The sequence below is a fragment of the Marinomonas sp. S3726 genome, assembly GCF_000967665.1.
In the GTDB taxonomy this organism is placed as follows: Bacteria; Pseudomonadota; Gammaproteobacteria; order Pseudomonadales; family Marinomonadaceae; genus Marinomonas.
On sequence record NZ_JXYC01000058.1, the window covers coordinates 1 to 16,472 of the forward strand.

12 protein-coding genes and 5 tRNA genes are annotated in these 16,472 nt (G+C 41.3%); 2 read left to right on the forward strand and 15 right to left on the reverse strand.

Features of this window, described 5'->3' with window-relative positions:
- Positions 1–45: 45 nt before the first annotated feature.
- From TW85_RS24775 to thrS, 12 genes are all read right to left on the reverse strand, one after another.
- Positions 46–121, reverse strand: a tRNA-Thr gene (locus tag TW85_RS24775).
- 27 nt (positions 122–148) lie between these two features.
- Positions 149–224: transfer RNA gene (locus TW85_RS24780), tRNA-Thr, on the reverse strand.
- A gap of 33 nt (positions 225–257) precedes the next feature.
- Positions 258–333 (reverse strand) — tRNA-Thr (locus tag TW85_RS24785).
- A 52-nt stretch (positions 334–385) separates the two neighbouring features.
- Positions 386–461 (reverse strand) — tRNA-Thr (locus TW85_RS24790).
- A 12-nt stretch (positions 462–473) separates the two neighbouring features.
- Positions 474–550 (reverse strand) — tRNA-Pro (locus TW85_RS24795).
- Between the two features lie 176 nt (positions 551–726).
- The gene (locus TW85_RS24800; protein ID WP_046019823.1) at positions 727–1,023 is read right to left on the reverse strand and encodes an integration host factor subunit alpha; all 297 of its coding nucleotides are present in this window, start codon (positions 1,021–1,023) and stop codon (positions 727–729) included.
- A 4-nt stretch (positions 1,024–1,027) separates the two neighbouring features.
- The gene (pheT, locus tag TW85_RS24805) at positions 1,028–3,412 is read right to left on the reverse strand and encodes a phenylalanine--tRNA ligase subunit beta (RefSeq protein ID WP_046019824.1); all 2,385 of its coding nucleotides are present in this window, start codon (positions 3,410–3,412) and stop codon (positions 1,028–1,030) included.
- Positions 3,413–3,434: 22 nt separating this feature from the next.
- The gene (pheS, locus tag TW85_RS24810; RefSeq protein WP_046019825.1) at positions 3,435–4,430 is read right to left on the reverse strand and encodes a phenylalanine--tRNA ligase subunit alpha; all 996 of its coding nucleotides are present in this window, start codon (positions 4,428–4,430) and stop codon (positions 3,435–3,437) included.
- Between the two features lie 157 nt (positions 4,431–4,587).
- A complete protein-coding gene (rplT, locus tag TW85_RS24815) occupies positions 4,588–4,944 on the reverse strand; it encodes a 50S ribosomal protein L20 (RefSeq protein WP_009836158.1) in 357 nt (118 codons plus the stop codon).
- Positions 4,945–4,986: 42 nt separating this feature from the next.
- A complete protein-coding gene (gene rpmI, locus TW85_RS24820) occupies positions 4,987–5,181 on the reverse strand; it encodes a 50S ribosomal protein L35 (protein WP_009836159.1) in 195 nt (64 codons plus the stop codon).
- 69 nt (positions 5,182–5,250) lie between these two features.
- On the reverse strand, positions 5,251–5,784 hold the full coding sequence (gene infC / locus TW85_RS24825; protein WP_009836160.1) for a translation initiation factor IF-3: 534 nt from the start codon (positions 5,782–5,784) through the stop codon (positions 5,251–5,253).
- 26 nt (positions 5,785–5,810) lie between these two features.
- Positions 5,811–7,730 carry a threonine--tRNA ligase gene (thrS, locus tag TW85_RS24830; protein WP_046019826.1) on the reverse strand — a complete coding sequence of 640 codons (1,920 nt, stop codon included), beginning with the start codon at positions 7,728–7,730 and terminating at the stop codon, positions 5,811–5,813.
- A 247-nt stretch (positions 7,731–7,977) separates the two neighbouring features.
- Between thrS and TW85_RS24835 the strand changes: the two genes are divergently transcribed.
- Together TW85_RS24835 and TW85_RS24840 are read left to right on the forward strand one after the other, a co-directional pair.
- Entirely contained in the window at positions 7,978–8,610 is a 633-nt protein-coding gene (locus TW85_RS24835; RefSeq protein ID WP_046019831.1) for a class I SAM-dependent methyltransferase, read from the forward strand.
- A gap of 103 nt (positions 8,611–8,713) precedes the next feature.
- Positions 8,714–9,436 carry a GIY-YIG nuclease family protein gene (locus TW85_RS24840; protein ID WP_046019827.1) on the forward strand — a complete coding sequence of 241 codons (723 nt, stop codon included), beginning with the start codon at positions 8,714–8,716 and terminating at the stop codon, positions 9,434–9,436.
- Positions 9,437–9,535: 99 nt separating this feature from the next.
- Here TW85_RS24840 and TW85_RS24845 read toward each other — a convergent pair whose 3' ends face one another.
- The 3 genes from TW85_RS24845 to TW85_RS24855 all read right to left on the reverse strand — a co-directional run.
- Positions 9,536–10,882 (reverse strand): 3-deoxy-7-phosphoheptulonate synthase class II, encoded by a 1,347-nt coding sequence (locus TW85_RS24845; protein WP_046019828.1) that lies wholly within the window; start codon positions 10,880–10,882, stop codon positions 9,536–9,538.
- A 56-nt stretch (positions 10,883–10,938) separates the two neighbouring features.
- Complete coding sequence (locus TW85_RS24850; protein WP_046019829.1) at positions 10,939–11,550, reverse strand: XRE family transcriptional regulator; 612 nt, start codon at positions 11,548–11,550, stop codon at positions 10,939–10,941.
- Positions 11,551–11,704: 154 nt separating this feature from the next.
- Positions 11,705–16,472 (reverse strand): Ig-like domain-containing protein (locus TW85_RS24855; protein ID WP_046019830.1); only part of this gene is annotated, 4,768 nt, incomplete at its 5' end.

The following is a 16,472-nucleotide window of genomic DNA, read 5'->3' on the forward strand; positions in this document are numbered from 1 at the left end:
CCAACTGAGCTACACACCCGTCATCAAAGATGATGGTAATAATTATGGTGCCGGCACCAAGAGTCGAACTCGGGACCCCCTGATTACAAGTCAGGTGCTCTACCAACTGAGCTATACCGGCATAACAATTATTAAATTTGTTTATTTATGGTGCCGGCACCAAGAGTCGAACTCGGGACCCCCTGATTACAAGTCAGGTGCTCTACCAACTGAGCTATACCGGCATTACCAATATTACTTTTCACAACCACTTTAAGTGGTGCCGGCACCAAGAGTCGAACTCGGGACCCCCTGATTACAAGTCAGGTGCTCTACCAACTGAGCTATACCGGCATTGCTAAAGTAACTAAACTAATAAGCTTTCACTTATTACCTACCAGAAATATGGTGCCGGCACCAAGAGTCGAACTCGGGACCCCCTGATTACAAGTCAGGTGCTCTACCAACTGAGCTATACCGGCTTTTCATTTTTCTGGTCGGGACGGCAGGATTTGAACCTGCGACCACTAACACCCCATGCTAGTGCGCTACCAGGCTGCGCTACGCCCCGTTAACCACTTACAACACAGAACCTCAGTGAGATGCCCTGTCGTTGTGAGCGGGGCGTATATTACTATAAGGAATTAAAAAGGGAAGGCTTTTTTTCATTTTTTTGAAATTAATATTAATATTGATTATAAAAACAACAAAACCAGCATATGCTGGCTTTGTTATTGATATAAAAGACTATTCTTGCATGTAATTCTCAACTTTGGACTTTAATTTCTGTCCTGGTCGAAAGGTCACTACCGTCCTAGCTGTAATCGGTATTTCTTCACCTGTCTTAGGGTTTCGCCCAGGGCGTTGACTCTTTTCCCTCACTTCGAAGTTTCCGAAGCCAGAAAGTTTCACTTGCTCACCCTGTATAAGCGTTTCTCTAACAACATCAAAAAAACTTTCAACCAAGTCTTTCGAATCTTTCTTAGATAGCCCTACTTCATCTACTAAGTTTTCTGCAATATCCGCTTTTGTCAACGCACCCATAGAATTACCCCCTAACAACAACTCCAAGCTGACTTTCTAAAGCCGCTAAGATTTGCTCAACAGATTTGTTTATTTCTTCATCACTAAGAGTGTGCGAAGGATGTTGCCACGTCAAGCCTAATGCGACACTTTTTTTCGTATCATCAATACCTTGGCCTTGGTAAACATCAAAAACAGAGACCTCTTTGAAAGCCTCTCCACCCTCTTCCATGATAATTTTTTGCAAACTTGCGACAGGTATTTCTCTATCCGCAAGCAAGGCAAAGTCACGACGAACTTCAGGGAATTTAGAGATCACTTTGTAAACAGGTAACTTGCCCGTTAACACGGCATCTAAGTTTAGATCAAAAAGGTAAACAGTCTGATTACAACCTAACGACTTAGCAAATTGCGGATGCAACTCACCAAACACACCCACCTCTTTACCTGCTATGATAACTTTAGCTGATCTACCTGGATGCAAATAGACGACATCAGCTCGCTCGTAAGACGGCATATCACCATCATTTAAAGCAAACAATGCCTCTACATGTGACTTCACATCATAGAAGTCAACCTTATCACTATTGTGGTACCAAGCTTCTGGCTCACGAGAACCAGCAATCAAGCCTGCTAAGCGCTCTTGTTGATCAAGCTGCTCTAAAGCATCCACACTCCCAATAAAGCGACGACCTGTCTCAAACATACGGACACGGCTTTGCTGGCGGTTTTGATTGTGCAGATAAGCTTTCATCAAACCTGGAATTAAACTTGGACGCATAACCCCCATTTCAGCAGAAATTGGATTCTCTAACGGTACAGGCTCAACATCAGGTACAAACTTTAAGCTAGACTCCTTATCAATGAAGCTATAAGTAATCGCTTCTTGGTAGCCTTGAGCAACCAAGGTCGCTCGCATTGTTTGAATGCTCGTTTGCGCTTCTGCAGCTGGAGTAAAGTTTACAGCTGCTGTCGGCATATTTGCTGGAATATTTTCATACCCATAAATACGCGCAACCTCTTCGATCAAATCAGCTTCAATCGCTATATCAAATCGATGGCTAGGCGCACGAGTAACCCAATGCTCATCGGTCACTTCAACTATATCCAAATCAAGTCGAGTCAAAATATCAGTTACTTGATCTTTTGCGATAGTTACAGCTAAATATTGATCTAACTTAGCACGACGAAGCGTTACTTCATTTGCTCTAGGCAAATCATCTTGGCTTACTTGCTCAGTCACTGGTGCAACCTGACCGCCAGCAATCTCAACAATCAAAGATGTCGCACGTTCAATTGCTTTATTTTGAAGCTGAGCATCCACACCACGCTCAAAACGATGCGAGCTATCAGTATGAAGACCGTAAGAGCGCGCTTTACCGGCCAATGAAATAGGCGCAAAGAATGCAGACTCCAAAAAGATATTTTTAGTCTCTTCACTGACACCTGAGCCTTCACCACCCATGATACCAGCCATCGCTAATGGTTTAGACTTATCTGCAATAACCAAAGTATCAGCTCTTAAGCTAATTTCTTGACCATCTAACAAAGTAAGTTTTTCACCTTCGTCCGCCATACGAACAATGATGGACTCAGAAAGCTGATTCAAATCAAACGCATGCATCGGCTGCCCCAATTCCAACATTACGTAGTTAGTAATATCGACAATTGGATCTATTGAGCGAACACCACTACGACGTAACTTTTCAGTTAACCATAGAGGAGATTCAGCCTTAACATTAACGCCTTTAATAACGCGCCCAAGATAGCGAGGACAAGCTTGTGGTGCCTGTACATCAACTGCAAAAGTATCTTTAATTTGTATTTCAGCTGGAACAATTTCAACCGGCGTTAAATCTACTTGGTTTAGTACACCAACCTCACGCGCTAAACCATGAATACTCAAACAGTCACTACGGTTTGGCGTCAAATCAACATCAACAATAGCATCGTTTAAGTCTAGGTATTCACGGAAATCACTTCCTACTGGTGCAGACTCTGCTAACTCTAACAAACCATCAGAATCATCACTCAAACCCAACTCAGATGCTGCACATAGCATTCCGAAAGATTCTACTTGGCGTAATTTTGCTTTTTTGATCTTAAAGTCTGGCCCAAGTACCGCTCCAACTTTCGCAAAAGGAATCTTTATCCCTTCACGTGCATTTGGCGCACCACAGACAACTTGAAAGGTTTCTGTACTATCAGTCACTTGACACACTTTCAATTTATCAGCATTTGGATGTTTCTCGGCAGACAAAATTTGCCCAACAACAACACCTGTAAATTCTTCTGCTACTGAACAAACTTCATCTACTTCCAAACCAGCCATAGTAATTTGACTAACCAGTTCATCTGTTCCGATAGCAGGATTGACCCATTCTCTTAGCCAATTTTCACTAAATTTCATATCTTTTATCCTGAGTCTTTAATTATTTGAACTGTTTAAGGAAGCGCAAATCGTTTTCAAAGAACATACGTAAATCATCAACACGGTATCTCAGCATAGCAAATCGCTCTACGCCCATACCAAATGCAAAGCCAGTATATTTCTCAGAATCTATTCCAGACATTTCCAATACTTTAGGATGCACCATTCCACACCCAAGTACCTCTAGCCAAGACCCTTCACCTTTACTGTTAATGCGCCAGATATCCACTTCAATAGATGGCTCAGTGAAAGGAAAATAACTAGGTCGGAAACGCGTTTTAACATCATCTTCAAAGAAGACATTTAAGAACTGCTGCAATACACCTTTCAAATCGGCGAAAGAAATATTTTCATCTATCAACAAACCTTCTACCTGATGAAACATAGGTGTATGTGTTTGGTCAGAGTCACAACGATACACACGACCAGGACAGACAATGCGAATAGGTGGCTGAGTTTGTTCCATAGTACGAACTTGCACTGGCGATGTGTGCGTACGTAATACAGTGTTAGCATTAAAGTAGAAAGTATCCTGCATAGCACGCGCTGGATGGTGCTCTGGAATATTTAATGCTTCAAAGTTGTGGTAATCATCTTCAATCTCAGGACCAGCTGCGACATCAAAACCAATACCACGGAAAAAGTTCTCAATACGCTCTTGCGTACGTGTAACAGGATGCAGACCACCCACTTCTTGACCTTTACCAGACAAGGTAATATCAATCGTTTCGGTTGCTAATTTTGCATTTAAAGCTTCTGTCGCTAAGATTTCTTTACGCTTAGCAATTTCAACCTGAACCTGACCTTTGGCCTCATTTACAAGCTGACCGAATTTTGGACGGTCTTCAGCGGATACATTCGCAAGCTGTTTAAGTAAAGCGGTTAATGCGCCCTTTTTCCCTAAATAACGTACACGAATCTCATCCAGTGCAGATTCGCTATCAGATGCGCTGACTGCGGCAAGAGCATCAGCCAGTATCTGCTTAAGGTTTTCCATTTTTTAACTCCCAAAAATAAAATAGGGGAAGAGCATAGCTCTTCCCCTATCAAAGACTGCATTGAGATAACCTTAAATTCTGTGTCACCCTTCTAACAATATAACTTGTTAAATATGACACCGACAAAAGATCACCTCTAAAGTGCTACGTCTAAAATTAAGCCAAGCTAGCTTTCGCTTTTTCAACGATAGCCGCAAAAACTTCTTTTTCGTACACAGCAAGATCAGCCAATACTTTACGGTCGATTTCAATTGCAGCTTTTTTCAAGCCAGCAATGAAACGGCTGTAAGACATGCCATTGATACGTGCAGCAGCATTAATACGAGCAATCCATAGAGCACGGAATTGACGCTTACGCTGACGACGGTCACGGTACGCATATTGACCTGCTTTGATAACCGCTTGTTTCGCTACGCGAAACACACGACTACGTGCACCATAGTAACCTTTTGCTTGCTTTAAAATCTTCTTATGACGGCGACGAGCCTGAACACCACGTTTTACGCGAGGCATAATATAAACCTTTTACTAATTAAAATTGATTAAAAAAAACTATTAAATGTAAGGACACATACGAGTGATCAATGGAGCATCACTTGCAGCCACTTGGTTCAAAGAACGCAGGTGACGTTTACGTTTAGTAGACTTCTTAGTCAAAATATGACTAGTATGAGACTGCTTATGTTTAAAGCCGTTCGCTGTACGTTGGAAGCGCTTAGACGCGCCACTGTGTGATTTAATTTTTGGCATGATAACACCACTCTCGCATTCGTTAATGTTAATGTAATTATTGGCCCCTTATTACTAAGAGGCGTTTAATTACTTCTTCTTTTTAGGGGCCAGCACCATAGTCAATTGACGACCTTCCATTTTCGCAGCTTGTTCAACTACACCATATTCACCTAAGTCTTCAGCGACACGGTGCATAAGTTGCATGCCAAGCTCCTGATGGGCCATTTCACGGCCACGATATCTTAGAGATACCTTAGCCTTATCCCCTCCTTCAAGGAAACGTATCAGGTTGCGGAGTTTTACCTGATAATCCCCTTCCTCCGTCCCTGGACGGAATTTAATTTCTTTTACTTGGATCTGCTTTGCATTTTTCTTTTGAGCAGCTTTCGCTTTCTTTTGCTCAAAGATATGCTTTCCGTAGTCCATAACTTTACAAACAACTGGATCAGAGTCAGCAATTTGCACTAGGTCAAGCTTCTCTGCTTCCGCTGCTGCTAGCGCTTCTGCAATCGAAACGACACCAACTTGATCACCATTAGAAGCGATCAAACGCACTTCAGTTGCTTGAATATTCTCGTTGATTTCTGGACGCTGCTTACTCGCTTGACGTCCACGATTCATATTACCTTTTATAGCTCTATCTCCAATTATTGTTTACGACTACGGCGGGCAACTTCAGCATGAAGCATTTCCTCAAAATCCGTAATACTCATGACACCGAGATCATCACCAGTACGGGTACGAACAGCAACTTGTTGTTGTTCGACTTCTTTATCCCCTACTACGATCAGATACGGCACTCGTTGTAGAGTGTGCTCGCGAATTTTAAACCCGATCTTCTCGTTTCTCAAGTCAGTTTTGGCTCTTAAGCCATTAGAATTAAATCTTTTTACCAAATCTTCGCAATATTCCGACTGTCGATCGGTAATATTCATCACCACAACCTGTTCTGGTGATAACCATGCAGGCAGAGAGCCTTCGGTTTCTTCAATCAAAATACCGATAAAACGCTCCAACGAACCTAAAATAGCTCGGTGCAACATTACTGGCGTTTGACGTGTTCCATCTTCAGAAACAAACTGTGCGCTCAATCGTGACGGCATAGAGAAATCACATTGGATAGTACCACACTGCCAAACACGACCAATGGCATCTTTTAAAGAGAACTCAATTTTTGGCCCGTAAAAAGCACCTTCACCAGGTAGTTCTTCCCAGTTTAAGTCAGCAGCATTTAATGCTTCTGCTAAAGCTTTTTCAGACTTATCCCATACTTCATCCGATCCAACTCTCTGTTCTGGTCGAGTGGAAAGGCGATATATAATATCAGTAAAGCCAAAATCATCATAGATTTCATGCAAAAGCCTAATAAAAGCGGACACTTCTTCTTGAATCTGATCTTCCATTACGAAAATATGACCATCATCTTGAACAAAGTTACGTACACGCATAATGCCATGCAATGATCCTGATGGTTCATTCCTATGACATGAACCAAACTCCGCCAAGCGTAGTGGTAAATCACGGTAACTTTTCAGCCCTTGATTATACACCTGAACATGACAAGGACAGTTCATTGGTTTAATCGCATAATCACGGTTTTCTGCATGAGTAGTGAACATGCCACTACTAAACTTACCCCAGTGACCAGACTTCTCCCACAATACTCTATCTACAATTTGTGGGGTCTTAATTTCTTGATAACCATTTTCGCGTTGTTTATCACGAATATACTGCTCAATAGCTTGATATAAACTCCAGCCTTTATGATGCCAGAAGACCATGCCTGGCGCTTCTTCTTGCATATGGAAAAGGTCTAACTTTTTACCTAGCTTACGGTGATCACGTTTTTCGGCTTCTTCTAAACGATGCAAATGCCCTTTAAGCTCTTTTTTATCGTTCCAAGCAGTACCGTATATACGTTGAAGCATTGCATTATTTGAATCGCCGCGCCAATAAGCGCCAGCAAGCTTCATTAATTTAAAGTGACGTAATACACGGGTATTCGGTACGTGTGGTCCACGACACATATCTGTGTATTCTTCATGATGATAAAGACCGACTTCAGAAATAGATTCATCAAGTCCATCAATCAATTCAACTTTATAATCTTCTTCACGTTCAACAAACAAAGCTCTTGCTTCTGCAACAGGTGTCATACGTTTATTAACGTCATAATCTGTTTTAATCAGTTCGCCGATACGTTTTTCAACTGCAGCCATATCTTCAAGCGTCAAAGAACGCTCGTAATCAATGTCATAGTAAAAACCATTTTCAATGGTTGGTCCTATTGCCATTTTAGCAGTTGGAAAAAGTTGTTTGACTGCGTGTCCAACAAGGTGAGCAAAAGAGTGACGAATAATCTCAAGACCATCCTCATCTTTTCCTGTCACTATACTTAAATTTGCATCTTGATTAATTAGTTCGCATGCATCAACTAGCTTACCATTGATTCGCCCTGCTACGGTCGCTTTCGCTAGACCAGGACCAATATCTTGAGCTACTTGCATTACAGTGACTGAATCTTCGAAAACGCGTTGACTACCGTCAGGTAAAGTTATTACTGGCATTTTATTCCCCTATCGAGGTCAGTGGTGCTCGATACCAAAGAGCACATGGAAATTGAGCCAAGTAACCTAACATTTTCAAGCTAAAGATGCGACTCAATTATGTGAATCATTTTGTGTTTTTCAAGACTTTTAAAATTAGTCTTAAATCATTCTGTTTTTATCTTGTTTGAGCATGGACTTTATTTTTTTCCAAGGTAAAATTGCGCTCCGTTTCACAACAATCTCTAACAAATTCCTTAAAGGCACTATGGAACTTAATTTACTTGAAAATTACTGCATTGAGACGACTCAAGCAGAACCTGACTTATTGCTTGAGCTCATCGAGAAAACTTATTCAGACATGGGCTACCCAAATAAGTTATCAGGTAAAACCATAGGCCGTACTCTCAAACTTCTAACCAGTTTGATGAAACCAAAGAAAGCGCTAGAGATTGGTATGTTTACTGGCTATTCTGCACTATCAATAGCTGAAGGCATGCCTGAAGATGGAAAACTTGTTTGTTGTGAGACCAATCCCAGAGCAATTGACTTTGCTCAATCCTTTTTTGATCGCAGTCCACACGGGCACAAGATCACTCCTATTTTTGGACCAGCTCTAGATACCATTGCATCATTTGAAGCTGAAGCTAATTACGATTTTGTCTTTATCGACGCTGACAAACGTAATTACCTTAACTACTATGAATCGGTGGTGCCATTAGTTAGGTCTGGCGGACTTATTGTAATCGATAACTCAGTTTGGCAAGGACGAGTACTTCAACCTGAGGAAAACAGCGATCACGCTGTCGCTGCAATGAACCAACGCATACTTGAAGATGAACGGGTAGAAAACGTTCACTTGAATATCCGAGATGGGTTAAATCTCGTTTTAAAAAAATAACCCCTACTTAATTTAAAGTCCACACACCTGCCACCGCCATTAGCTTGGCAGGTGATGTTGTATTTTATGCTATTCAAAAGATAAATCGAAAGAGGCAGCGATTTTGGTCGTTTTTAAAATTACGAATAACGAAACAAACAAAAACTATATAGGGACGTCATTCAATGATGCCTTTCAACGCTTTGAGCAGTATGTTGATGCGGCAGGCGAAGGCTTAGACTTCCCTTTGTATGAAGATATTCGTACCTATGGTGCAGACTCTTTTTCTGTAGAAGAGCTTTATGAAACAAATGATAAAGAAGAGCTTTACGAACTTGAGCAAGATTATGTTGCTATATACAGTGGTGTAAGCTTACGTGGTTACAAAATTGGTCAATCAACTGCTAAACCCGTTTTCACAGGTTTTGGTAGCAAAGCTAAATTTGATGCTAACGGTGTATCTACGGCTGAAGTACCTAAGAAGACAACACGTAAAACAGCAAAAAAAGCTGAACCAAAAGCGGCAGCACCTACTATTGCTAAGAAACCAAGCTCACTATTCGGTGAGTTAATTGGTGAAGATCGACTAGACGGCCCTTCTTCAGCAACATTTGAAGATGTGAAAAAGCCTTCAACTATCAGTCGCCCTAGCACAAAGAGCAAAGCACCTAGCAAAGCCAGCATCCAAAAGATGCTACGTGAAGCAGAAAAAAGCGCTAAGCAAGAGCGTGAAGAAAAGCTAAAATCTGCTCAACAAGATCAAGCAGAAGAAATGGCGTTAATCATGGCTAAAATTGATATGACTTCTAAGTCTGCTACATCTGCATTTCGTCGTAGAAAAAGCTAAATATTCGCTTTTCTAAGCCAAATAAAAAGCCCAATCTAATAAATTAGATTGGGCTTTTTTAATGCTCATCAACTGACGATTAAAGCTTAAACCATAAGTTTAAGTGCGTGCTTTTTTCAGAGTATCCGAAATTAAGAAAGCAAGCTCTAAAGATTGATCAGCATTTAAACGTGGATCACAATGAGTATGATAACGATCTGCAAGATCAGCTTCTGTTACTTGAAAAGCACCACCAACACATTCAGTCACATTTTGGCCCGTCATTTCAAAGTGAACACCACCGGCATAGCTGCCTTCAGCTTTGTGCACTTCAAAGAACTGCTGAACTTCACGTAAAATACTATCAACGGCACGTGTTTTATAGCCATTTGATGCTTTTACAGTATTGCCGTGCATAGGATCACTACTCCAAACAACCTGTTTACCTTCACGTTCAACAGCCTGAATAAGTTTAGGCATACCTTCTGCAACTTTATCAGCTCCCATACGCACTATGATATTTAAACGACCCGCTTCATTTTCAGGGTTTAATGTATCTATCAAGCGAATTAGGTCTTCAGGATCCATTGTTGGCCCAGCTTTTACACCGATAGGATTTTTCACACCGCGCAAGAATTCAACATGAGCACCATCTAACTGACGAGTACGATCACCAATCCATAGCATATGTGCAGAGCAATCATACCAATCACCCGTCAAGCTATCTTGTCGAGTCAAAGCTTCTTCATAAGGTAACAGCAAAGCTTCATGAGACGTATAGAACTCTGTTTCTCTTAGTTGAGGCACGCTAGAATCAAAGCCGCATGCTTCCATAAACTGTAGAGATTCATTTATTTTATGAGCAATTGCTCCATAACGCTCACCTGCTGGACTATTTGCAACAAAGTTAGAGTTCCACTTTTGCACTTCATGTAAATCTGCAAAACCACCTTGAGCAAAAGCGCGCAAAAGGTTCATTGTTGCTGAGCTTTGATTGTAGACGCTCAATAAACGCTCAGGATCAGGCACTCGAGCTTGTTCTGTAAAATCAATACCATTAATGATATCGCCACGATAACTTGGCAATTCAATACCATTAATAGTTTCAGTATTTGCTGATCTAGGCTTAGCAAACTGCCCAGCCATACGACCAATTTTGACTATTGGACATTTACCTGCATAAGTCAGAACAACTGACATTTGCAACATAACTTTAAATGTATCGCGAATGTTATTTGCGTGAAACTCAGCAAAACTTTCTGCGCAATCACCACCTTGGAGTAAAAATGACTTTCCTTGCGCTACTTTTGCAAGGGCACTTTTCAATTGACGCGCTTCACCTGCAAACACTAGAGGAGGCATTGCTGATAATTTATCTTCTACCGCTTTCAATTGCGCTAGATCTGGATAAATTGGCTGTTGTAATGCTTCTTTTGCTCTCCAACTAGTGACATCCCACTGACTCATATTCTCTTCAACCTTCTAATTCACTTTCTCTTTTTTCATCTTTAATTTAGCAGCATCTAACGTGCTACTACCCACAATATTTCTGCATCTTCTTCCGACAAAGACACAAGCGCATGCCCCATCGCAGCATCATAATACACGCTGTCGCCTTCTTTTAGTTCAATCGGTTGATAAAATTCTGAGAAAAAATTTATTGATCCATTTAGCACCAACAAAAATTCTTCACCATCATGCCTAACCCACTCTTTAAATTCTTCAAACTGACGTGCTCGCACTTTAGTTTTAAAGGGAACCATTTTCTTACGACTAATAGAAGGATTTAATAACTCATGCTCATAAGTCGCTGTTGGATGAGGCTCTCCCGAGCCTTTTCGGGTAATATCACGACGTCCAGCAATAGAGTTTGGTGTGGTTTCAACAAATAGCTGAGGTAAATCCATACCTAAGCCTTGTATCAACTTTTGTACGATCGTAAAACTTGGTGACACTTGATCATTTTCTATTTTAGATAACGTCGATCTGGCGATGCCAGTACGCTTACTAACTTCTTCCAATGTCCAGCCTTTACTTAAACGAATTTCTTTAACTCGCTTACCTAGCTCCAATGGTTCTACAAAATTATCTGGCTCTGCTGCTTTAGCCGTTTCAAGCGATGGTCGACTTACCATAATACACCCTTAAACAATCAAGAGATAAAGTGTACTAAAAGTCTCGCCGTTAACCTATCCAGAATTAGTCTTTTTATCACCACATAACGACAAAGACCTGCTTTTAGCAGGTCTTTCTCTTACTAACTCAACTATTTATAGCAACTAATAGTAATTAACCATCAATATTAATCGTATATTCCTGATCATTATAAATGATTGACACAGAGTCAGAACTATCAACTCCACCACTATTATTTGAATCAAAGTCTGAGCTATTACCAAAAGAAGCTACATCTGAACCATCTACTTTCACAGCGCCATCAGTCACACTCACATGACTAGATAAGAACTCTGCAATAGCATCTGTGGAAGCATCTGCTCCCGGAGCATCAGATAACCCCTCAAGAAGCTCCGTAATATCCAATGAATCTTCTCCGGCATTGAAATCAGTAATGGTGTCTGACGTATCTTCAAGGATAAACATATCAGAGCCAGTTCCACCCGTTAAAGTATCGCTACCTGAACCACCGGCTAATATGTCGTCATCAGCACCACCAGATAATGAATCATTACCACCTTCACCGATAAGAATATCATTGCCTGCATCACCTAATAGGGTGTCATTGTTTTCACCACCATAAAGTAGGTCAGAGCCGTCTCCACCGTAAAGTTCATCATTACCTGTACCACCTTCAAGTAGATCTGAACCATCTCCACCATAAAGGTCATCGTTATTAGAACCACCTTCTAGCCAGTCATCGCCATCACCGCCTGAAAGCAAGTCATTACCACTTTGACCAAGTAGGTGATCGTTATCATCTCCACCATAAAGACTGTCGTTTTGAGATCCGCCATCTATGTAATCGTTACCGGAACCGCCATCAATATAGTCAGATCCAGATTGTCCAAGAATATAATCGTCACCGCTCTCACCATAAATAGTATCTTTATCAGAGCCACCATCTATGTAATCGTTACCGGAACCGCCTTCAATATAGTCTTTACCACTTTCTCCTTCGATGTAATCGTCACCACCCTCTGCATATATAGTGTCTTTATCCGATCCACTATTTATCGCATTAGCATTATCATCCGCTTGAACAGTGTTTTTCTCCCAATCATTACTAACGCTATATGTGGCCGCATTACTTGCTGTATTAGAACTTGCATAATTTGAATCACTATTTTGAGTAAAGGCCGCAACGCTATCCTCCAAACTTTCAACAGTCTCAACAAATGCTACTGAACCATCAGCACTCACGCCTGAGGTAGCAGTATGATTCGTAGGATATTCACTACCGCCTAATGCATTGTAAGTTGCTCCGCCATCATCAGAAAGCTGTACATCTAACACATAAGCACCACCTTGATCCCAGTAAACAATCTCAATGCTATGCTCACCATCAGAAGCAATAGTGAAAGTTTCTGTTCGTGTGGTTGGTGCTTGGTTGAAATCTGCAGACGCTACAACCACACCGTCCACCTTAATTTGATAACCATCATCTGCATATACCTTGATGCTATAAGTACCAGCATCAAGAGAAACATCACCTGTCATATACAGAACTGCATCACCAGTCTCAGTACTCGGATTAGAACTTAAGCTTGCTGCATCGTTGCCTAAGAAGTTCTCTAAATTAGTTCCTCGACCTAAATCACCACTTCCATAGTTATAGCTAATTTCCGTTGCGGTAAAGGTTGCAGTAGATGAGTTAGAATTAACAACCGACATAGCATCAGCAATATCAGACAAATTACCATTCGTAGAGTCATCATAAGCGAAGTATTGACCACTTAAGCCAGCAATAGTCGTTGTTGTACCTTCAACGTTAACGGTTTGTGTAACAGATTCACTTGTTCCACCTTCAGAACTTGTCACACTAACAGAAATATCAAAGCTATCGGTCACATCACCAGTATCTAACTGCAAACCGCTAATTTGTGACTCAGTAAGTGAATAAGAACCATCCTGATTGGCGCTAATGGCATTATCATCACTATCCAATAAAGAAGCGCCGGTTGGCAATGCTGCAATTGAGTAAGTTAAAGTTTCACTACCATCATTATCGGTTTGTGCTGCAGTAATAGTAAGATCTCGAACAGAACTACCAGAATCAAGAGTCGCTTGAATATTTGACACATCAACTTCTTCATTACTGCCCGTACTATCAACACTAAACTCAACTGCTACCTGGCCATTACTATCTAGTACAACTGAATAACTATTGCTCTGTGATTGCGATGCACTATCGCTCTGACTATACACAAAGCTTTCTAATAACGAGCCATTTGCAGATACTTCATAACTATCCGCGTAAGTACCACTTGATTCCCAACCACCTGAAATTAACGAATCAAAAGATAATGTTACTGTCTGCCCTGCATTCTCTACACCAAAGTCTAAAGTACGAGTTTGACTAACTTCAGATGAAGTATTGAGGCCTAAATCACTCACGTTTGAGCTAGTTAATGTCGTACTTTCAGAACTAGCATCGCCTAGAGTGATAGTTAATGTCGGTATATCAGCGACTGCACTAACATCTATATCTAAGGTTGAAGTATCGTTTGTGTTTGTTGTGTAGGTAATTTGTGGCACATCACCAGACCAGTCTTCAACCGGTGTAAAGCTGTATGAACCATCTGCATTAATAACAATATCACCAACATTATTAATCGTAACCGTATCACCCGCATTAGCGGTTTGACCATCAACGGAGAATGTTGAAACGCTAATCACAGAATCAGAAATATCGTTAGCAAGCACACCTTGAGCAGCATCAACAGAAACAACAGTATCTTCACTTGAAGAGTATGAGTCAGCAACAGTGACAACGTCATTTTCAACATCAATGCTCAGCGTATTAACAACAGTGTCTCCGTCATTATCAACCACAGTATAAGAATAAGTGAGTGTTTGAGCTCCACTTGACTCAACCTGAGTAATGAGAGCATTTGAAGCCGTAAAGGTATAAGTGCCGTCACCATTAATAACAAGCGTACCATTAGTATCAGTGGTCGTTGCCGCAACAACAGAGCCACCATCAGCTCCTGCATCTAGATCAAGCGTTCCTGACACAGATTGATTCTGCGCTGGTGCATCGATATGTGCGGTTAACGCATAATTACCAGTCGCCCCTTCAGCCGTACTAATAGTAGTAACCGTATTATCATTTGAGTCAGTAAAGCCTTCAATCACCACAGTATATGTTTGACCATCAACAACAACGTCCACACTTTGTGTTGTAATTGTTACCGTATCATCTGTATTACTTCCACTGTTTGAAGTTGCATCATGTGCAATAGCTAATGCAATAGTGACAGCAGTAGTAGTGCCGTTTATTTCAAGATCAAATGTCATGTCTAGATCTGCAGACTCAAGCGAACTAGTCCCGCTTGAAATAGCGGTATTAACATGAGAGAAATCGAGTAAATCGAAGCTTTCGCCACTTTCTACATTTGAACCAGAGCTTGAAGTGATAGCAGTATCATCTGACATTGATAAAGAAGATGCACCAGAACTCCCTGTTCCCCAAGCAATACTATCTATCAATGCATCTGAATCATTGTCCGTTTCGGTCACTTCATTTTCGTCAGGTGCATAGGTTGTATCTGAGAAGCCTGCTTCAAAGTTTTTAACAACAATGGTGTCTGCACCAGTAAGAGTAAGACTGGCCGAACTAGTCGTCGCATCAGGCGAGTCATCTTCAATCGTTACACTTACTGTTTCAGTTGTCTCATTAGTACCATCATTAACAACGACATCAAGATTAAAACTTAATTCATCTTCTTGTGTATTATCTGCGTGATCAACAGCTCCACTCAAGGTTGTTGTATACGAGGCATTACCATTAACATCAGGGTCTGTCGAGACGATACGAATAACCTCAACACCCGCAGCAGTACCAATTATGGTATTAGTGCCATCTCCACTCCAAACGATAGCTACACCATTTGATGTCAGAGCATCAGTTGGCTCACTTAAGGTAATGGTTAAATTATCATTTTCGACATCAGACACACTAAAGTTCGACGTGATACTAGTAAGGTTCGTTGTGTCAGAATTCCCACTTGTATCTGTATTAGCGCCTGCAAGCCCTTCTTCAGATACTCTTGCATCAGACAGTGAAGTGATAATAGGAGCACTGTTAGAAGTATCTAGATCCAAAGTATCAGTTGCTGTGCTTGTATTGCCTGCATCATCTGTTACGAGAGCGGTGACATTAATAGTGCCATCAGTTAAACCACTAAGGTCTGTATCAGGCACTGTCCAAACACCACCAACCAGAGTAGCTGTCGCTGTTACACTCATATTATTCGAGTCAGTAAAGGTCACTACAACGCTATCGGCATCATTATCAACACCAGCTAGACTTACTGATACATGAGCAACTTCTGATTCATCTGTTTCTTCATCAGAGGCTGCGACTGTAACACTAAAGTTATTATCAACATCCGCTGAAGTATCTACCGCATGAGTGGAAGCGCCGGTGCTATCAACTGCATTGCCTGCTGCATCACTTGAGTTAACCACCACATCAAACGCTGTGTCAGCAGCCAAGTCGCTACCTGCCACATCCACAGTCCAGTTGCCATTTTGGTCTACTGTGGTTGAGTAGTCTTGACCATTGATCGTCATGGTCACGGTATCGCCTGTTGCGATATCGCCACCTGATGCCGTACCAGACACAGCAATGGTCTCACCGCTTTCAGTTGCGTTGATCACATCATCCGACGTAATTGCGTTAACCGCTACTGAACCCGCTGTTGCTGAGGTATCTACCGTATGAGTTGAAGTGCCAGTGCTATCAACAGTATTGCCTGCTGCATCACTTGAGTTAACAACCACATCAAACTCTGTGTCTGCTACCAAGTCACTGCCGTCCACATCAACAGTCCAGTTGCCATTTTGATCAACTGTGGTTGAGTAGTCTTGACCATTG